The 20,067-nt window shown below is 68.4% G+C and carries 14 protein-coding genes and 1 tRNA gene; 13 read left to right on the forward strand and 2 right to left on the reverse strand.

The window, feature by feature from the left end; translation table 11 throughout:
- The first annotated feature begins 7 nt into the window (after window positions 1–7).
- The 3 genes from NON19_RS20125 to NON19_RS20135 all read left to right on the forward strand — a co-directional run bounded on the left by NON19_RS20125 (window position 8) and on the right by NON19_RS20135 (window position 3,929).
- The gene (locus NON19_RS20125; RefSeq protein WP_255930008.1) at window positions 8–1,432 is read left to right on the forward strand and encodes an MFS transporter; all 1,425 of its coding nucleotides are present in this window, start codon (window positions 8–10) and stop codon (window positions 1,430–1,432) included.
- A 90-nt stretch (window positions 1,433–1,522) separates the two neighbouring features.
- Window positions 1,523–2,578 carry a UDP-N-acetylmuramate dehydrogenase gene (locus NON19_RS20130; RefSeq protein WP_255930010.1) on the forward strand — a complete coding sequence of 352 codons (1,056 nt, stop codon included), beginning with the start codon at window positions 1,523–1,525 and terminating at the stop codon, window positions 2,576–2,578.
- Between the two features lie 169 nt (window positions 2,579–2,747).
- Entirely contained in the window at window positions 2,748–3,929 is a 1,182-nt protein-coding gene (locus tag NON19_RS20135; protein ID WP_372514205.1) for a hypothetical protein, read from the forward strand.
- A 35-nt stretch (window positions 3,930–3,964) separates the two neighbouring features.
- Here NON19_RS20135 and NON19_RS20140 read toward each other — a convergent pair whose 3' ends face one another.
- Entirely contained in the window at window positions 3,965–4,978 is a 1,014-nt protein-coding gene (locus NON19_RS20140; RefSeq protein WP_255930014.1) for an adenosine deaminase, read from the reverse strand.
- Between the two features lie 127 nt (window positions 4,979–5,105).
- Window positions 5,106–6,341, reverse strand: a complete 1,236-nt coding sequence (locus NON19_RS20145; RefSeq protein ID WP_255930016.1) for a pyridoxal phosphate-dependent aminotransferase — start codon at window positions 6,339–6,341, stop codon at window positions 5,106–5,108.
- A gap of 226 nt (window positions 6,342–6,567) precedes the next feature.
- Between NON19_RS20145 and NON19_RS20150 the strand changes: the two genes are divergently transcribed.
- The 10 genes from NON19_RS20150 to NON19_RS20195 all read left to right on the forward strand — a co-directional run bounded on the left by NON19_RS20150 (window position 6,568) and on the right by NON19_RS20195 (window position 19,937).
- Window positions 6,568–6,640: transfer RNA gene (locus NON19_RS20150), tRNA-Trp, on the forward strand.
- 103 nt (window positions 6,641–6,743) lie between these two features.
- Window positions 6,744–7,058, forward strand: a complete 315-nt coding sequence (gene secE / locus NON19_RS20155; RefSeq protein WP_255930017.1) for a preprotein translocase subunit SecE — start codon at window positions 6,744–6,746, stop codon at window positions 7,056–7,058.
- Window positions 7,059–7,135: 77 nt separating this feature from the next.
- Complete coding sequence (nusG, locus tag NON19_RS20160; protein ID WP_255930018.1) at window positions 7,136–8,011, forward strand: transcription termination/antitermination protein NusG; 876 nt, start codon at window positions 7,136–7,138, stop codon at window positions 8,009–8,011.
- A gap of 156 nt (window positions 8,012–8,167) precedes the next feature.
- The gene (gene rplK, locus NON19_RS20165; RefSeq protein WP_255930019.1) at window positions 8,168–8,602 is read left to right on the forward strand and encodes a 50S ribosomal protein L11; all 435 of its coding nucleotides are present in this window, start codon (window positions 8,168–8,170) and stop codon (window positions 8,600–8,602) included.
- Window positions 8,603–8,770: 168 nt separating this feature from the next.
- A complete protein-coding gene (rplA, locus tag NON19_RS20170; protein ID WP_255930020.1) occupies window positions 8,771–9,487 on the forward strand; it encodes a 50S ribosomal protein L1 in 717 nt (238 codons plus the stop codon).
- A 154-nt stretch (window positions 9,488–9,641) separates the two neighbouring features.
- Complete coding sequence (locus NON19_RS20175; RefSeq protein WP_255930022.1) at window positions 9,642–10,508, forward strand: SCO4651 family lipoprotein; 867 nt, start codon at window positions 9,642–9,644, stop codon at window positions 10,506–10,508.
- Window positions 10,509–10,790: 282 nt separating this feature from the next.
- Window positions 10,791–11,321: a 50S ribosomal protein L10 gene (gene rplJ / locus NON19_RS20180; RefSeq protein ID WP_255930024.1), complete on the forward strand. Its 531-nt coding sequence runs from the start codon at window positions 10,791–10,793 to the stop codon at window positions 11,319–11,321.
- 110 nt (window positions 11,322–11,431) lie between these two features.
- Window positions 11,432–11,821, forward strand: a complete 390-nt coding sequence (rplL, locus tag NON19_RS20185) for a 50S ribosomal protein L7/L12 (protein ID WP_255930026.1) — start codon at window positions 11,432–11,434, stop codon at window positions 11,819–11,821.
- Window positions 11,822–12,456: 635 nt separating this feature from the next.
- Window positions 12,457–15,942, forward strand: a complete 3,486-nt coding sequence (rpoB, locus tag NON19_RS20190) for a DNA-directed RNA polymerase subunit beta (protein ID WP_255930028.1) — start codon at window positions 12,457–12,459, stop codon at window positions 15,940–15,942.
- 95 nt (window positions 15,943–16,037) lie between these two features.
- Window positions 16,038–19,937: a DNA-directed RNA polymerase subunit beta' gene (locus tag NON19_RS20195; RefSeq protein WP_255930030.1), complete on the forward strand. Its 3,900-nt coding sequence runs from the start codon at window positions 16,038–16,040 to the stop codon at window positions 19,935–19,937.
- The last annotated feature ends 130 nt before the right edge of the window (window positions 19,938–20,067 follow it).

The raw sequence follows: 20,067 nt of genomic DNA on the forward strand, positions 1-20,067 counted from the left end.
GGAACCCATGGCACAACCAGGCGGTACGTCCAGAGCCACCGCGATATGGGCACTGATCGTCACCAGCGTCGCCGGATTCATGGCGGCGCTCGACAACCTCGTGGTCACCACGGCGCTGCCGTCGATCCGCAAGGACCTCGGCGGCGGCCTGACCGACCTGGAGTGGACGGTCAGCGCGTACACACTCACCTTCGCCGTGCTGCTGATGTTCGGCGCCGCGCTCGGTGACCGATTCGGCCGCCGCCGGATGTTCGCCGTCGGCCTCGCGGTCTTCACCGCCGCCTCCGCGGGGGCCGCGCTGGCGTCCGGCATGGGAGAGCTGATCGCCGCGCGGGCGGTGCAGGGCGTCGGCGCCGCGATGCTGCTGCCGCTCACCCTCACCCTGCTCTCGGCGGCCGTCCCGGCCGAGCGGCGCGGTACCGCGTTCGGCATCTGGGGCGCGGTCAACGGCCTTGCGGTGGCCACTGGTCCGCTGATCGGCGGCACCCTCACCGAGCACTTCTCCTGGCAGTGGATCTTCTGGCTGAACGTTCCGATCGGCCTGCTCCTGCTGCCGCTCGCGCTGCTGCGGCTGGGCGAGAGCCGCGGCCCCAACCCTCGGCTCGACCTGCCCGGCACCGTGCTCGCCAGCGCCGGTCTGTTCGGCATCGTCTACGGGCTGGTGCGCAGCCAGCCGGACGGCTGGACCAGCACGCCCGTGCTGACCGGACTGATCGCCGGGCCGCTGGTGCTGGGGGCGTTCGTCTGGTACGAGCTGCGGGCGGCCAACCCGATGTTGCCGATGCGGCTGTTCCGTAGCCGTGCGTTCAGCACCATCAATGTGGCCAGCCTGCTGATGTTCGTCGGCATGTTCGGGTCGATCTTCCTGCTCAGCCAGTTCATGCAGGGCGTTCAGGGGTACACGCCGGTCCAGGCCGGGGTGCGGATGCTGCCGTGGACCGGCATGCCGATGATCGTCGCGCCGCTCGCCGGGTTCGTCTCCGACCGGATCGGCGGGCGGCCCGTCGTCGCCGTCGGCCTGGCCCTTCAGGCGATCGGATTGGCGCTCTTCGCGCTCGTCGCCGCCACAAACGTGTCGTACGCCACCTTGATACCGGCGCTCGTGGTGAGCGGTACGGGGATGGCGCTGTACTTCGCGCCCAGCGCGCACCTGGTCATGAGCAGCGTCCGCCCCGACGAGCAGGGCATCGCCTCCGGCGCGAACAACGCGATGCGCGAGGTGGGCGGCTCGCTGGGGGTGGCCGTCCTGTCCTCGGTCTTCTCCGCCCAGGGCGGCTACACCTCCGCGCAGTCCTTCGTGGACGGTCTGACTCCCGCGCTGTGGGTCGGCGCGGCGGCGGTGGCGGTCGCCGCGGCGGTGGCGGCCCTGCCGACCGCTGCACGCCCGCACACGGCGGATCTGCCCGCCCATCCGCCCGTCCCCGTCTCCTGACGCACTCCACCGGGCCGCCCGGCAGCGCCAGGCGAGGGCTGACCGCGACGGGTGGGCGGTGGGCGAAACGCCGCCCCGTAGTGTGGTGGGGTGCAGGAAACCCACAACACCCCCCTGGCCCCCCTCACCACCTTCCGCCTGGGCGGCCCGGCCGCCCGCCTGGTGACGGCAACCACCGACGAAGAGGTCATCGAGACCGTCCGCGCCGCGGACGAATCCGGCACGCCCCTGCTGGTCATCGCGGGCGGCAGCAACCTCGTCATCGGCGACAGCGGCTTCGACGGCGTCGTCCTGCGCATCGCCACCAGGGGCCTGGCCCTCAACGGCGTGGACCTGGAGCTGGCCGCCGGTGAGAACTGGTCGGACGCCGTCGCTCGCACCGTCGAGGCGGGCCTCGCCGGAGTGGAGTGCCTGGCCGGAATCCCCGGCTCCGCAGGCGCCACGCCCATCCAGAACGTCGGAGCGTACGGCCAGGAGGTCGCCACCACGATCACCGAGGTGATCGCGTACGACCGCACCGCGCGCGAGACGGTGACCCTGGCCAACGAGGAGTGCGGCTTCGGCTACCGCCACAGCCGTTTCAAGGCCGACCCGCAGCGCTACGTGGTGCTGCGGGTGCGCTACCGGCTGGAGGACGCGGGCGGGCTGTCCGCGCCGATCCGGTACGCCGAGGTGGCCAGCGCCCTGGGCGTCGAGCAGGGCGAGCGGGCGTCCGTGGTACAGGCCCGCGAGACGGTGCTGAAGCTGCGCGCGGGCAAGGGCATGGTGCTCGACCCGGAGGACCACGACACCTGGTCGGCCGGATCGTTCTTCACCAATCCGGTGCTCGACCAGCGCGCGTACCAGGAGTTCCTGGACCGGGTCCGGGCCCGGCTCGGCGACGGCGTGCGCCCGCCCGCCTACCCGGCGGGCGACGGCCACACCAAGACCTCCGCGGCCTGGCTGATCGACAAGGCCGGGTTCACCAAGGGCTACGGCACCGGCCCGGCGCGCATCTCCAGCAAGCACACGCTGGCGCTCACCAACCGCGGAGACGCCACCACCGAGGACCTGCTCGCGCTGGCCCGCGAGGTCAGGGACGGGGTACGGAACACGTTCGGTGTGACGCTCGTGAATGAACCCGTTATGGTCGGCGTCCGTCTGTGAAAGGGGGCGGCAACGGTGAGCCCGCCGGTCTCGCCCCGTTAACCGTCGACTGAGTACTCATGAGATTCTCATCGCAACGCCGGCAGGCGGGCAGGTGGGGAGGACAAGACACGTGCGGAACGCGGGTACGGCCGTCAGCGCGGCCCAGAACGCGGCACACATCGGCCGGATCGGTCTCGGGCCGGTCCGGTGGCACCACGCACTACTGACGCTGTGGACGGTGTGTTGGTTCTTCGTGGCCACCCGGCACGGCGCGGTGTCCTGGCACTACCTCAAGCAGGGTGAGGAACTGCTGTTCGGCCAGGAGCAGGGCGGCGGCCTGGCGCTGTACGCCAACCACCCCGAACTGCAGATAGGTCCGGTCAGCTTCCTGGTCGCCGGACTGTTCGCGCCGTTCCCGGCCGACGGGGGCGAGAAGTTCGCCGAGGCCGCCATGTCGGGCCTCGGGCTGTGGATGGTGGTGCTGATCGGCCGGGCCGCCGCCGATCACTACCTGGGCACCGGAACCAACCACAAGCGGCTGCAGCAGCGGGTGCTGATCGCCGGGGCCGCGTTCATCCCGATGTGGGTCGAGGTCTCGGTGCGCTTCGCCCACCTCGACGACGTGCTGGCGCTGTTCTTCACCACGCTCGCGGTACGTTCGCTGGTGCGCGGCCAGGCGACCGCGACCGGTGTCTTCCTCGCCCTCGCCTGTGACTCCAAGCCGTGGGCGGTGGCGTTCCTGCCGCTGCTGCTCGCGCTGCCGAGGGGCACCTGGCTGCGGTCGGCGGCCTGGACGGTCGGGCTGGTGGCCGTCGCCTGGCTGCCGTTCTACCTCGGCAACATGAACACCCTGGCGGCCGCCCACTTCACCATCCCCAACCAGCCCGCCACCTCGTTGCGCTGGTTCGGCGTGAACGACCCGGTCACCCCGTGGTGGGACCGGCCCGCGCAGATGGCGCTGGGCCTCGGCCTGGGCGCGCTGGCGGTGCGCAGGGGGCGTTGGCCCGCCGTGGTGCTGCTGGCGGCCGACGCGCGGATCGTGCTCGACCCCAGCGTGTACACGTACTACAACGCCTCGGTGCTGCTCGGCACCCTGATCTGGGACGCCATCGGGCAGCGGCGCCTGGTGCCGTGGGTGAGCTGGATCGCGCTGATCTCGCTGTACGGCAGCGCGCTGATCGTGCCGTCGGACTCCACCCGGGGCCTGATCAGGCTGGCCTTCGCGGTCGGCTCGGCGGCGTACGTGCTGCTGTGGCCGATGCGGGAGCCGCGCAACCGGCGTGGCGGGAAGCGGGGCGCCGCCACGGACATCCCGCAACAGCGCACGCCGGTGGACGAGTACCCGCTGTACGCGAACCCCGCGGGTTGAGGGGGTGGGGGCAATCCCCGGACCCCCGTTGGGTGTTACGACGCCAGCCATTCCTTGATGCCGGACAGTAGGCGCTCCTGGGTCTCCCGAGGGGCCCGGGAGGCGCGTACCGACTGGCTTGCCAGGTCGGCGAGTTGCTCGTCGGTGAAACCGTGCGCGGTGCGGGCGAGTTCGTACTGGGCGGCCAGCCGGGAGCCGAACAGCAGCGGGTCGTCCGCGCCGAGCGCTATCGGCACGCCCGCCTCGTACAGCGTCCGCAGCGGTACGTCCTGCGGACGCTCGTAGACGCCCAGCGCCACGTTGGACGCCGGGCACACCTCGCAAGTGATCTCCCGTTCCGCCAACTTGGCCAGCAGCCGGGGGTCCTCGGCGGCCCGTACCCCGTGGCCGATGCGCTCGGCGTGCAGGTCGTCCAGGCAGTCCCGCACGCTGTGCGGGCCCGACAACTCACCGCCGTGCGGCGCCGCCAGCAGTCCACCGTCCCGTGCGATGGCGAAGGCGCGGTCGAAGTCCCTTGCCAGGCCGCGCCGTTCGTCGTTGCTCAGCCCGAAGCCGACCACCCCCCGGTCCGCGTAGCGCACCGCGAGGCGGGCCAGGGTGCGGGCGTCCAGCGGGTGCTTCGTACGGTTGGCGGCGACCACCACCGCCATGCCCAGACCGGTCTCCCGGGAGGCGGTCTCCACCGCGTCCAGGATGATCTCCAGCGCCGGGATCAGCCCACCCAGCCGCGGGGCGTACGAGGTGGGGTCGACCTGGATCTCCAGCCAGCCCGAGCCGTCGCGCACGTCCTCCTCGGCGGCCTCGCGGACCAGTCGCTGGATGTCCCCGGGGGCGCGCAGCACGGAGCGCGCGATGTCGTACAGCCGCTGGAAGCGGAACCAGCCGCGCTCGTCGGTGGCGCGCAGCTTGGGCGGCTCCGCGGCGGTGAGGGCTTCCGGGAGGTGGACGCCGTACTTGTCGGCCAGCTCCAGCAGGGTGGTGGGGCGCATGGAGCCGGTGAAGTGGAGATGGAGGTGGGCCTTGGGGAGCTGGGTTACGTCGCGCGCCATTCCCAGATCTTGCCGTAGCGACTCCCGCTTGGGGAACCTTTTTGGGGATTTCCGGGGGCTTCGCCCCCGTGCCCCCGGGCCGGTGCGGCCCGGGGGCACAACGGGGGAACGGCTGCCCGCGACCTGATCAGGCGCGGGCCTCGGCGAGCAGCTTCTGGACGCGGGAGATGCCCTCCACCAGGTCCTCGTCGCCCAGGGCGTAGGACAGGCGCAGGTAGCCGGGGGTGCCGAAGGCCTCGCCGGGGACGACCGCGACCTCGACCTCCTCCAGGATCAGCGCCGCCAGTTCGACCGAGGTCTGCGGCCGCCTGCCGCGGATCTCCTTGCCGAGCAGGCCCTTGACCGACGGGTACGCGTAGAACGCGCCCTCCGGCTCGGGGCACAGCACGCCGTCGATCTCGTTGAGCATCCGCACCATCGTCCGGCGCCGCCGGTCGAAGGCCTCGCGCATCTTCGCGACCGCGTCCAGGTCACCGGAGACCGCCGCCAGCGCCGCGACCTGGGCGATGTTGGACACGTTCGAGGTGGCGTGCGACTGCAGGTTGGTCGCGGCCTTGACGACGTCCTTCGGGCCGATCAGCCAGCCGACCCGCCAGCCGGTCATCGCGTAGGTCTTGGCGACACCGTTGACCACGATGCACTTGTCCCGCAGCTGGGGGACGACCACCGGCAGCGACGAGAAGGTGGCCTCGCCGTACACCAGGTGCTCGTAGATCTCGTCGGTGAGGACCCACAGGCCCTTCTCGGCGGCCCAGCGGCCGATCTCCTCGACCTGCTCACGCGAGTAGACCGCGCCGGTCGGGTTCGACGGGGAGACGAACAGCAGGACCTTGGTGTTCGGGGTGCGGGCCGCCTCAAGCTGCTCCACGGTGACCCGGTAGCCGGTGGTCTCGTCGGCCACGACCTCCACCGGAACGCCGCCGGACAGCCGGATCGACTCCGGGTAGGTGGTCCAGTACGGCGTCGGGACGATCACCTCGTCGCCCGGGTCCAGGATCGCGGCGAACGCCTGGTAGATCGCCTGCTTGCCGCCGTTGGTCACCAGCACCTGGGAGGCGTCGACCTCGTAGCCGGAGTCACGCAGGGTCTTGGCGGCGATGGCCTGCTTGAGCTCGGGCAGGCCGCCGGCGGGGCTGTAGCGGTGGTACTTGGGGTCGTGGCAGGCCTTGGCCGCCGCCTCGACGATGTAGTCGGGCGTCGGGAAGTCCGGCTCGCCCGCGCCGAAGCCGATGACCGGGCGTCCGGCGGCCTTGAGCGCCTTCGCCTTGGCGTCCACGGCGAGGGTCGCGGACTCGGAGATCGCGCCGATGCGGGCCGAGACCCGTCGGTCGGTGGGAGACGTTTCGGGGGAAGTTGCGGTCATGGCTGCCATCGTCGCAGACCGGTGCCGGAGGTGGCACGGTGGTTTGTGGATGGTCTCGTCGACTCGTGGGACGGCGGTGTCCACGGTGGCCGGAACGACCCGCTCGGCCTTGCTCGTTCGACGGCTGGGCCCTGAACACGTACACTCATCCCTCGTGACCTCCGAGGGCAGCCCCGGGCCGCGCACTCTGTGCGGTGGTTCGGGTGCGGTACGTTGGGGGAACCAAAGGGTCGTAGCTCAATTGGTAGAGCACTGGTCTCCAAAACCAGCGGTTGGGGGTTCAAGTCCCTCCGGCCCTGCTACACGCATTCGCCACCAGGGTGCGTGCGCGTACGTACGTAACAACGCACCTGGCCGGGCCGGACGCGGCACCGGCCATGACCCGGATTCAGGTGAGGACGAGTGACGGAAGCCATTGGCTCCACTGGCTCCACCGCGACGCCTGAAAGTGGTCGGTCCACCGAAGCCACCGAAGGCGCTCTGGACTCGCAGGCGAAGAAGAAGCGCGGCGGCAAGCGCGGCAAGAAGGGCCCCTTCGCGCGCATGGGCCTGTTCTACCGGCAGATCGTCGCCGAGCTGCGCAAGGTGGTCTGGCCCAACCGCAACGACCTCATGTCGTACACCACTGTGGTGATCGCCTTCGTTGCTGTGATGATCGGCATCGTGACTGTGATTGACTGGGGATTTACCGAGCTCGTTAAGTACGTCTTCGGTTAACAACCCCCGCGAAGGGCGCCCGAGCGGGGCGCCTGTTCGCATGTTCAACCCCTTGAAGTCAGGAAGAAGCAGCCATCGTGTCTGACCCGAACCTGTACGACGCCGATGAGACCGCAGCGGCGGCGGAGGCCGACGTTGACGCTGCCGTTTCGGCCGAGGTCGAGGGCGACGACACCGAACGCGAGATCGTCGAGGGAGTCGACCAGACCGACGAGCTCGACGCCGAGGACGCGGTCGCCGGTGTGCCCGCCGAAGAGGCCGCGCTGCACGAGGTCGCCGACGAGGAGTCCGCTGCCGACGAGGAGTCCGCTGAGGCGGCCTCCGAGCCCGCCGAGGAGCCCGTCGACCCGGTCGCCGCGTTCCGTGAGGAGCTCCGCAGCCAGCCCGGCGAGTGGTACGTGATCCACACCTACGCCGGCTACGAGAACCGCGTGAAGTCCAACCTGGAGCAGCGCGCCGTCTCGCTGAACGTTGAGGACTACATCTACCAGGCCGAGGTGCCGCAGGAAGAGGTAGTCCAGATCAAGAACGGCGACCGCCGTACCGTGAAGCAGAACAAGCTCCCCGGTTACGTGCTGGTCCGCATGGATCTGACCAACGAGTCCTGGGGCGTCGTCCGCAACACCCCGGGTGTCACCGGCTTCGTCGGCAACGCCTACGACCCGTACCCGCTGACCCTGGACGAGGTCGTCAAGATGCTCGCGCCGGAGGTCGAGGAGCAGGCCGCCGCGACCGCCGAGGGCGGCGAGGCCGCGCCGAAGAAGAAGGTCGAGGTCCAGGTACTGGACTTCGAGGTCGGCGACTCCGTGACGGTGACCGACGGTCCGTTCGCCACCCTCCAGGCGACGATCAACGAGATCAACGCCGACTCGAAGAAGGTCAAGGGCCTGGTCGAGATCTTCGGCCGGGAGACCCCGGTCGAGCTGTCCTTCGACCAGATCCAGAAGAACTGAGACAGGGGCGCGCGGGGGTTCACTGACCCATGCCCGTTGGGGCTCGAGGCTGTGCCTCGGGCCCCAATTTCCTGTTTCGCCGGGCTACCCGTTATCGTGGCTCGGTATGCCTGTCAGCAGGCATAAACACTCTCGACTAGGACCCGGAGAGAGCAGATGCCTCCCAAGAAGAAGAAGGTCACGGGGCTGATCAAGCTCCAGATCCAGGCTGGTGCGGCCAACCCGGCTCCGCCGGTCGGCCCGGCGCTGGGTCAGCACGGCGTCAACATCATGGAGTTCTGCAAGGCCTACAACGCCGCGACCGAGTCGCAGCGCGGCATGGTCGTGCCGGTGGAGATCACGGTCTACGAGGACCGTTCCTTCACCTTCGTCACCAAGACTCCGCCGGCCGCCAAGCTGATCCTGAAGGCCGCGGGCGTGGACAAGGGGTCCGGCGAGCCGCACAAGACCAAGGTCGCGAAGATCACCCGCGCCCAGGTCCGCGAGATCGCCACCACCAAGATGCCCGACCTGAACGCCAACGACCTGGACGCCGCCGAGAAGATCATCGCCGGCACCGCCCGTTCCATGGGCGTCACGGTGGAGGGCTGACGCACGAGCTCGCGTAGTGGCCGACCGAGCGAAGCGAGGTCGTCCGCGCAGCGAGTGAGCAGGAAGCCCGAGCATCAAAAGGCGCGGGCTGACGGCCACCCCCAGGTCTTCCGTGGAAGGGCCAGCGCTGGCCCGTACCACGACTCCCATTAACTCGTAGGAGCAGCAGTGAAGCGCAGCAAGAACCTCAAGGCTGCGGACGCCAAGATCGACCGGGAGCGGCTCTACGCCCCGCTCGAGGCCGTCCGTCTCGCCAAGGAGACCTCGACCACCAAGTTCGACGCGACCGTCGAGATCGCCATGCGCCTGGGCGTTGACCCGCGCAAGGCCGACCAGATGGTCCGTGGCACCGTGAACCTTCCGCACGGTACCGGTAAGACCGCCCGGGTCCTGGTCTTCGCGACCGGTGACCGCGCGGAGGCCGCGCGTGCCGCGGGCGCCGACATCGTCGGTGCCGACGAACTGATCGACGAGGTCGCCAAGGGCCGCCTGGACTTCGACGCCGTCGTCGCCACCCCGGACCTGATGGGCAAGGTCGGCCGCCTGGGCCGGGTGCTCGGTCCGCGTGGTCTGATGCCGAACCCGAAGACCGGCACCGTGACGCCGGACGTGGCCAAGGCCGTGACCGACATCAAGGGCGGCAAGATCGAGTTCCGCGTCGACAAGCACTCGAACCTGCACTTCATCATCGGCAAGGTTTCCTTCGATGAGCAGAAGCTGGTCGAGAACTACGGCGCGGCGCTGGAGGAGATCCTCCGGCTGAAGCCGTCCGCCGCCAAGGGTCGCTACATCAAGAAGGCCGCCATCACCACCACGATGGGCCCCGGCATCCAGATCGACCCGAACCGCACCCGCAACCTCCTCGTCGAGGAAGAGGCCGTCTGAGCCTGCGGCGCGCCGCTTTCCGGACCCCCGGCCACCCGTTCACCACGGGTGACCGGGGGTCCGGCCGTCTTGTCAGGGGCATGCGCTAGCGTTCTTCCTCGCACATCGATCATGGGGGAGAAGCGGGAGCAGTACCCAACTACGCAAGGTGGCCGTGGCGGTCGCCGTCATCGCCGCGCTGGGCACGGTCTCGGCCTGCGGCGGCGGTAAGTCGTCCACCGGCGCCAAGCAGTCCGGCGCGCCGTCCGCCGGGCAGCAGCCGGTGGTGGGCTCGGCGATCAGCGCCCTGCTGAAGGTCAAGAGCAGCACGGACCAGGCGAAGTCCGCCAAGGTGGACGAGGACAGCACCATGGGTGCCATGGGCACCATGCACTTCTCGGGCGCGCTCGACTGGTCGGACGGGATGCAGGGCGACCTGTTGCTCACCTCGTCCGGTTCCTCGTCGCTTGCCGGAGCGATGGGCATCACCGAGTACCGCTACGCCAAGGACGCGATGTACTCGCACTTCGGTGACCAGATGGCGCAGTCCATGGGCGGCAAGCACTGGATGAAGTACAGCTACGACCAGCTGGACAAGCAGGGGCCCGCGGGCAAGGCGATGCACCAGCAGATCAACAACGGCAACCCGAACCAGACAGTCGAGATGCTGATCGCCAGCGGTGACGTCAAGGTCGTCGGCAAGGAGAACGTAAAGGGCGTCGACGCCACGCACTACTCGGGCACCGTGGACGTGGCCAAGCTCACCACGCAGACCACCCCGGGCCTGAGCCAGGCCGACCAGGACCAGCTCAAGCAGCAGATGTCCGCGGCCGGGATCACCACTGACCAGATCGACATCTGGGTCAACGGTGACAACCTGATGGTCAAGAAGACCGAGCAGATGCACTCCGCCAAGGGCGAAATCAAGCAGACCGTCTACTACTCGGACTACGGGACGACGGTGACTGTCACGCCGCCCCCGGCCGCCGACACCACCGACGCGTCGGCAGCGCTCTCCGGCGGCATGCCCAAGCAGGGCTGAGGCCGCCCGCGTGCCCTGCCGGGAGGCGATTTGCCTCCCGGCGAGACCGTCGCGTACTCTCACTCAGAAGCCAGAGACCGCTGGTCGTCGCCGTGCCCATCTCCGGGTGTGGTGACCGAAGGATCCGCTAGATGCGGACGGCCCGCGCAGGTGTGTTTGAGGACCAGCTCCCGGATTCACGTCCGGTAGAGCCACGCCCCGTGCGCCCCTGCGCCGGGGCGTTTCGTACGTTCGAAGCCCCTTCCGAGCGGTCCGCAATCACCCGGAAGGAGGCCGAGGCTCATGGCGAGGCCCGACAAGGCTGCCGCGGTTGCCGAGCTGACGGACAAGTTCCGCAACTCCAACGCCGCTGTGCTCACCGAGTACACCGGTCTCACCGTGGCGCAGCTCAAGCAGCTGCGTCGTTCGCTCGGTGAGGACGCCCAGTACAGCGTGGCCAAGAACACGCTGACCAAGATCGCGGCCAACGAGGCCGGGATCACCACGCTCGACGACCTGTTCAAGGGTTCGACGGCGATCACTTTCGTTACCGGTGACCCGGTGACGTCGGCGAAGGCGCTGCGTGACTTCGCCAAGGACAACCCCGCGCTCGTGATCAAGGGCGGTGTCCTTGAGGGCAAGGCGCTGTCCGCCGACGAGATCAAGAAGCTCGCGGACCTTGAGTCCCGCGAGGTGCTGCTCAGCAAGCTGGCCGGTGCCATGAAGGGCAAGCAGTCCCAGGCTGCCTCGCTCTTCCAGGCTCTGCCGTCGAAGCTCGTCCGCACCGTGGACGCGCTGCGCGCCAAGCAGGCCGAGCAGGGCGGTGCCGAGTAATTCGGCTCGCGCACTGACCAGCGCTACCTGAACGCGCCGGTCACAGCGGGCCGCACGCCCGCCGACATGTACATCCGGCACCTGCCGACTTAGTGGAAGGACCCGCCATCATGGCGAAGCTGACCCAGGACGAGCTGCTCGCGCAGTTCGAGGAGATGACCCTCATCGAGCTCTCCGAGTTCGTGAAGGCCTTCGAGGAGAAGTTCGACGTCACCGCCGCCGCTGCCGCGCCGGTCGTCGTCGCCGGTGGCGCCGCCGCCGGTGGCGAGGCTGCCGCCGAGGAGGAGAAGGACGAGTTCGACGTCATCCTCACCGGCGCTGGCGACAAGAAGATCCAGGTCATCAAGGTCGTGCGCGAGCTGACCTCGCTCGGCCTGAAGGAGGCCAAGGACCTGGTCGACGGCACCCCGAAGCCGGTCCTGGAGAAGGTCAACAAGGAGCAGGCCGACAAGGCTGCCGAGTCCCTCAAGGCCGCTGGCGCCTCCGTCGAGGTCAAGTAAGGCCCTACGCGGCACAGGCCGCGTGTGCCCCTTTCGAGGGGCTGTTCAGCCGCAGGGCGGTCACCCTTTCGGGTGGCCGCCCTGCGGTCTTCCGCTCCACGGCCACCCGGTTCCGCGCCGTTGTCGGTGGACCCGGGTATGGTGATCTTCGCCGGTTCGCCGAGTCCCGCCGCGAGGGTCCGTCGCGGGGTCCGATGTGAGGATCTCCGAGGGGCGGGGGCCTTGACGAACCGGACGCAGCGCGCAATTCTCAGGACGCGTCGCGATGTCGGTCCGGGTGTCGAGGCATGGATCGCGGGCGATGCGGGAATGACTGAGGTCGAGCGCAGCACCCAGCAGGACCCACAGAGGATCCAGCAGGCAGGATCCACGGAATAGTGCCCGGCCGAGGCCGGGCCTATGGATGACGAGGGGGAGAAGATTCGGTCTCCGAATCTCTGCTCTGGACATCAGTGTGCCGAGTGGCTACACTGACCCTTTGCGCTGCCTGTTAGCTGCCGCCTGGCCCGTCACCAGCGGCAAGCCCGAGTCTGAGCACCGACAAACGGAGATGTCCAAGACCAGGATGTCACCGGTGTGCCCAGGGGTGGACCGGTACGCGCGTAGTGAGTCCGAGCCCTCGGAAGGACCCCCTCTTGGCCGCCTCGCGCAACGCCTCGACTGCCAATACGAACAACGGCGCAAGCACCGCCCCGCTGCGCATCTCCTTCGCGAAGATCAAGGAGCCGCTTGAGGTTCCGAACCTTCTTGCGTTGCAAACCGAGAGCTTCGATTGGCTGCTCGGCAATGCCGCATGGAAGGCTCGTGTCGAGGCGGCTCTCGACAACGGGCAGGATGTGCCGACCAAGTCCGGTCTGGAGGAGATCTTCGAGGAGATCTCCCCGATCGAGGACTTCTCCGGGTCGATGTCGCTGACCTTCCGCGACCACCGCTTCGAGCCTCCGAAGAACTCGATCGACGAGTGCAAGGAGCGCGACTTCACCTACGCCGCTCCGCTCTTCGTCACCGCCGAGTTCACCAACAACGAGACCGGTGAGATCAAGTCCCAGACGGTCTTCATGGGCGACTTCCCGCTCATGACGAACAAGGGCACCTTCTGCATCAACGGCACCGAGCGTGTCGTGGTCTCCCAGCTGGTCCGCTCGCCCGGTGTGTACTTCGACAGCACCATCGACAAGACCTCTGACAAGGACATCTTCTCCGCCAAGATCATCCCGTCCCGGGGTGCCTGGCTGGAGATGGAGATCGACAAGCGCGACATGGTCGGTGTCCGCATCGACCGCAAGCGCAAGCAGTCCGTCACCGTACTGCTCAAGGCGCTCGGTTGGACCACCGAGCAGATCCTCGAGGAGTTCGGCGAGTACGAGTCGATGCGCGCCACCCTGGAGAAGGACCACACCCAGGGCCAGGACGACGCGCTGCTCGACATCTACCGCAAGCTGCGTCCGGGCGAGCCGCCGACGCGCGAGGCCGCCCAGACCCTGCTGGAGAACCTGTACTTCAACCCGAAGCGCTACGACCTGGCCAAGGTCGGCCGCTACAAGGTGAACAAGAAGCTCGGTGCCGACCAGCCGCTGGACGCCGGTGTGCTGACCACCGAGGACGTCATCGCCACCATCAAGTACCTGGTCAAGCTGCACGCCGGTGAGACCGAGACGGTCGCCGCCAACGGCGAGACCATTCCGGTCGAGGTGGACGACATCGACCACTTCGGCAACCGCCGTCTGCGCAACGTCGGCGAGCTCATCCAGAACCAGGTCCGCACCGGCCTGGCCCGGATGGAGCGCGTCGTCCGCGAGCGGATGACCACCCAGGACGTCGAGGCGATCACGCCGCAGACCCTGATCAACATCCGGCCGGTCGTCGCCTCCATCAAGGAGTTCTTCGGCACCAGCCAGCTGTCCCAGTTCATGGACCAGACCAACCCGCTGTCGGGTCTGACCCACAAGCGCCGTCTGTCGGCGCTGGGTCCCGGTGGTCTGTCCCGTGAGCGGGCCGGTCTTGACGTCCGTGACGTGCACCCGTCGCACTACGGCCGCATGTGCCCGATCGAGACGCCGGAAGGCCCGAACATCGGTCTGATCGGCTCGCTGGCCTCGTACGGCCGGGTGAACGCGTTCGGCTTCATCGAGACCCCGTACCGCAAGGTCGAGGCAGGCCGGGTCACCGAAGAGGTGCACTACCTGACCGCCGACGAGGAGGACCGCTATCTCATCGCGCAGGCGAACGCCGCGCTGACCGACGAGGGCACCTTCGCCGAGGGCCGTGTGCTGGTGCGCCGCCGTGGCGGCGAGGTCGACCTCGTGCCGTCGCAGGACGTGGACTACATGGACGTCTCGCCGCGCCAGATGGTGTCGGTCGCGACCGCCATGATCCCGTTCCTTGAGCACGACGACGCCAACCGCGCGCTCATGGGTTCGAACATGATGCGCCAGGCGGTGCCGCTGCTGAAGGCCGAGGCGCCGCTGGTGGGTACCGGCATCGAGTACCGCGCCGCGGTCGACGCCGGTGACGTGATCACCGCTGAGAAGGACGGTGTGGTCCAGGAGGTCTCCGCGGACTACGTCACCGTCGCCAACGACGACGGCACGTACACCACGTACCGGGTCGCCAAGTTCAACCGCTCCAACCAGGGCACGTCCTTCAACCAGAAGGTCGTCGTGGACGAGGGCGCCCGGGTGGTCGCCGGGCAGGTGCTGGCCGACGGTCCGTCCACCGACCAGGGCGAGATGGCGCTCGGCAAGAACCTGCTGGTCGCCTTCATGCCGTGGGAGGGCCACAACTACGAGGACGCGATCATCCTGTCGCAGCGCCTCGTGCAGGACGACGTCCTCTCCTCGATCCACATCGAGGAGCACGAGGTCGACGCCCGTGACACCAAGCTCGGCCCCGAGGAGATCACCCGGGACATCCCGAACGTCTCCGAGGAGGTCCTGGCCGACCTCGACGAGCGCGGCATCATCCGCATCGGTGCCGAGGTCGTCGCCGGGGACATCCTGGTCGGCAAGGTCACCCCGAAGGGTGAGACCGAGCTGACCCCGGAGGAGCGCCTGCTGCGCGCGATCTTCGGTGAGAAGGCCCGTGAGGTCCGTGACACCTCGCTGAAGGTGCCGCACGGTGAGACCGGCAAGGTCATCGGCGTGCGCGTCTTCGACCGCGAGGAGGGCGACGAGCTGCCGCCGGGCGTGAACCAGCTGGTCCGCGTCTACGTGGCGCAGAAGCGCAAGATCACCGACGGTGACAAGCTCGCCGGCCGGCACGGCAACAAGGGTGTCATCTCCAAGATCCTCCCGGTCGAGGACATGCCGTTCCTGGAGGACGGCACCCCGGTCGACATCATCCTCAACCCGCTGGGTGTGCCGTCCCGAATGAACCCGGGACAGGTCCTGGAGATCCACCTGGGCTGGCTGGCCAAGCAGGGCTGGGACGTCTCCGGCATCGCCGAGGAGTGGGCGCGCCGCCTGCAGGCCATCGAGGCCGACCGGGTCGAGCCCGGCACCAACGTCGCCACCCCGGTCTTCGACGGTGCCCGCGAGGACGAGATCGCCGGTCTGTTCGAGTCGACGATCCCGAACCGGGACGGCGACCGGATGGTGCTGCCCTCGGGTAAGGCCCGGCTGTTCGACGGCCGCTCCGGCGAGCCGTTCCCGGCGCCGATCTCCGTCGGCTACATGTACATCCTGAAGCTGCACCACCTGGTGGACGACAAGCTGCACGCCCGGTCCACCGGTCCGTACTCGATGATCACCCAGCAGCCGCTGGGTGGTAAGGCCCAGTTCGGTGGCCAGCGCTTCGGCGAGATGGAGGTGTGGGCGCTGGAGGCCTACGGCGCCGCGTACGCCCTCCAGGAGCTGCTGACCATCAAGTCCGACGACGTTCTCGGCCGTGTGAAGGTCTACGAGGCCATCGTCAAGGGCGAGAACATCCCCGAGCCCGGCATTCCCGAGTCCTTCAAGGTGCTCATCAAGGAAATGCAGTCGCTCTGCCTGAACGTGGAGGTGCTGTCCAGCGACGGTATGTCCATCGAAATGCGTGACACCGACGAGGATGTCTTCCGCGCTGCGGAGGAACTCGGTATCGACCTGTCCCGGCGCGAGCCGAGCAGCGTCGAAGAGGTCTGACGGGGGCCGGGGGCTCTGCGGAGCCCCCGGCCGCCCTCCCCGGACCCGTCCAGACCATGTTTGACTTTCGACCCCGAAAGAGGGATTGACGACCAGTGCTCGACGTCAACTTCTTCGACGAGCTGCGGATCGGCCTGGCCACCGCGGACGACATCCGTCAGTGGTCGCACGGCGAGGTTAAGAAGCCGGAGACCATCAACTACCGCACGCTCAAGCCCGAAAAGGACGGCCTCTTCTGCGAGAAGATCTTCGGCCCCACCCGGGACTGGGAGTGCTACTGCGGCAAGTACAAGCGCGTCCGCTTCAAGGGCATCATCTGTGAGCGGTGCGGTGTCGAGGTGACCCGCGCCAAGGTGCGCCGTGAGCGGATGGGCCACATCGAGCTGGCCGCGCCCGTCACGCACATCTGGTACTTCAAGGGCGTCCCGTCGCGCCTGGGCTACCTGCTGGACCTGGCGCCGAAGGACCTGGAGAAGGTCATCTACTTCGCCGCCTACATGATCACGTGGGTGGACGAGGAGCGCCGCACCCGCGACCTGCCGTCGCTGGAGGCCCAGGTCTCCGTCGAGCGCCAGCAGATCGAGCAGCGCCGTGACGCCGACGTCGAGGCCCGGCAGAAGAAGCTCGAGGCCGACCTGGCCGAGCTGGAGGCCGAGGGCGCCAAGGCCGACGTGCGCCGCAAGGTGCGCGAGGGCGCCGAGCGCGAGATGAAGCAGCTGCGCGACCGCGCGCAGCGCGAGATCGACCGTCTCGACGAGGTGTGGTCCCGCTTCAAGTCCCTCAAGGTCCAGGACCTGGAGGGCGACGAGCTGCTCTACCGCGAGCTGCGCGACCGCTTCGGCACCTACTTCATGGGCGGCATGGGCGCCGCGGCGCTGCAGAAGCGCCTGGAGTCCTTCGACCTGGAGGAGGAGGCCGAGAAGCTCCGCGAGATCATCCGGACCGGCAAGGGCCAGAAGAAGACCCGTGCGCTCAAGCGCCTCAAGGTCGTCTCGGCGTTCCTGCAGACCCGCAACAGCCCCAACGGCATGGTGCTGGACTGCGTCCCGGTGATCCCGCCGGACCTGCGCCCGATGGTGCAGCTGGACGGTGGCCGCTTCGCGACCTCCGACCTGAACGACCTGTACCGCCGTGTGATCAACCGGAACAACCGTCTCAAGCGTCTCCTTGACCTCGGTGCCCCCGAGATCATCGTGAACAACGAGAAGCGGATGCTCCAGGAGGCCGTCGACGCGCTGTTCGACAACGGCCGCCGCGGCCGTCCGGTCACCGGCCCGGGCAACCGTCCGCTGAAGTCGCTGTCCGACATGCTCAAGGGCAAGCAGGGCCGCTTCCGGCAGAACCTGCTCGGTAAGCGCGTCGACTACTCGGCCCGTTCCGTCATCGTCGTCGGCCCGCAGCTCAAGCTGCACCAGTGCGGCCTGCCCAAGGCCATGGCGCTGGAGCTGTTCAAGCCGTTCGTGATGAAGCGCCTGGTCGACCTCAACCACGCGCAGAACATCAAGTCGGCCAAGCGCATGGTCGAGCGCGGCCGCACGGTCGTGTACGACGTGCTGGAAGAGGTCATCGCCGAGCACCCGGTGCTGCTGAACCGTGCGCCGACCCTGCACCGTCTGGGCATCCAGGCGTTCGAGCCGCAGCTGGTCGAGGGCAAGGCCATCCAGATCCACCCGCTGGTGTGCACCGCGTTCAACGCGGACTTCGACGGTGACCAGATGGCCGTGCACCTGCCGCTGTCCGCGGAGGCGCAGGCCGAGGCCCGCATCCTGATGCTGTCCTCGAACAACATCCTCAAGCCCGCCGACGGCCGTCCGGTGACGATGCCGACGCAGGACATGGTCCTGGGTCTGTTCTTCCTCACCACGGACTCCGAGGAGCGCGAGGTCAAGGGCGAGGGCCGGGCGTTCGGCTCGGTCGCCGAGGCCATCATGGCGCTCGACGCCCGCGAGCTGTCGCTCCAGGCAAAGGTGGACATCCGGTTCCCGGTCGGCACCGTGCCGCCGCGTGGCTGGACCCCGCCGGTGGCCGAGGAGGGTGAGCCGGAGTGGCAGCAGGGTGACCCGTTCCGGCTGACCACCACGCTGGGCCGGGCGCTGTTCAACGAGCTGCTGCCCGAGGACTACCCGTTCGTCGACTACTCGGTGGGCAAGAAGCAGCTCTCCGAGATCGTCAACGACCTCGCCGAGCGCTACCCGAAGGTCGTCGTCGCGGCGACGCTGGACAACCTGAAGTCGGCCGGTTTCTACTGGGCGACCCGTTCCGGTGTCACCGTCGCGATCTCCGACGTCGTCGTCCCCGAGGCGAAGAAGACCATCCTCGCGGGCTACGAGGCGCAGGACGAGAAGGTCCAGAAGCAGTACGAGCGCGGTCTGATCACCAAGGAAGAGCGGTCCCAGGAGCTCATCGCGATCTGGACCAAGGCGACCAACGAGGTTGCCGAGGCCATGAACGAGAACTTCCCGAAGACCAACCCGATCTTCATGATGGTCGACTCGGGTGCTCGTGGAAACATGATGCAGATGCGTCAGATCGCGGGTATGCGTGGTCTGGTGTCCAACGCGAAGAACGAGACCATCCCGCGGCCCATCAAGGCGTCGTTCCGTGAGGGTCTCACCGTGCTGGAGTACTTCATCTCCACCCACGGTGCCCGTAAGGGTCTCGCGGACACCGCGCTGCGTACCGCCGACTCGGGTTACCTGACCCGTCGTCTGGTGGACGTCTCGCAGGACGTGATCATCCGCGAGGAGGACTGCGGCACCGACCGCGGCCTGAAGCTGGCCATCGCCGAGCGCGGCGAGGACGGCGTGCTGCGCAAGGCGACCGGCGTCGAGACCAGCGTGTACGCGCGCAGCCTGGCCGAGGACATCGTGGTCGACGGCAAGGTGCTGGCCCCGGCCGGTACCGACCTCGGCGACGTGCTCATCGACCAGCTGATCCTGCACGGTGTCGAGACGGTCAAGACCCGCTCGATCCTCACCTGCGAGTCCGCCGTCGGCACCTGCGCCATGTGCTACGGCCGCTCGCTGGCCACCGGCAAGCTGGTGGACATCGGCGAGGCCGTCGGCATCATCGCGGCCCAGTCGATCGGTGAGCCCGGCACCCAGCTGACGATGCGTACCTTCCACACCGGTGGTGTGGCCGGTGACGACATCACCAAGGGTCTGCCGCGTGTGGTCGAGCTCTTCGAGGCCCGTACCCCGAAGGGTCTGGCCCCGATCAGCGAGGCCGAGGGCCGGGTCCGCATCGAGGAGACCGAGAAGACCCGCAAGATCGTCATCACCCCGGACGACGGCAGCGACGAGATCTCCTACAGCGTCTCCAAGCGTGGCCGGATGCTGGTGGACGAGGGCGACCACGTCACGGTCGGCCAGAAGCTGATGGCCGGTACCGAGAACCCGCACGACGTGCTGCGGATCCTCGGCCAGCGGGCCGTGCAGATCCACCTGCTGGGCGAGGTCCAGAAGGTCTTCAACTCGCAGGGTGTGTCGATCCACGACAAGCACATCGAGATCATCATCCGGCAGATGCTGCGCCGGGTGACGATCATCGAGTCGGGCGACGCGGAGCTGCTGCCCGGTGAGCTGGTCGAGCGCGGCCGGTTCGAGCAGGAGAACCGCCGGGTCGTCGCCGAGGGCGGTCACCCCGCCTCCGGCCGTCCGCAGCTGATGGGTATCACCAAGGCCTCGCTGGCCACCGAGTCCTGGCTGTCGGCCGCCTCCTTCCAGGAGACGACCCGGGTGCTCACCGACGCGGCGATCCACGCCAAGTCGGACTCCCTGCTGGGCCTGAAGGAGAACGTCATCCTCGGTAAGCTCATCCCGGCCGGTACGGGTCTGTCCCGCTACCGCAACATCCGGGTCGAGCCGACCGAGGAGGCCAAGGCCGCCATGTACTCGGCCGTCGGCTACGACGACATCGACTACTCGCCGTTCGGCACCGGCTCCGGCCAGGCCGTCCCGCTGGAGGACTACGACTACGGGCCGTACAACGCCTGACGTCGCCTCCAGGCGAGCATCGCACCGAGCGGCCGACCCCTCCGGGGGTCGGCCGCTCGGCCGTTTTGCGGGCACCCGTTGCCCGGGCCTACGTTTTCGGGCGGCCCATGGCACCCTGTGACGATCCAGT

Source organism: Streptantibioticus rubrisoli, from assembly GCF_024436055.1.
GTDB classification, from domain to species: Bacteria; Actinomycetota; Actinomycetes; order Streptomycetales; family Streptomycetaceae; genus Streptantibioticus_A; species Streptantibioticus_A rubrisoli.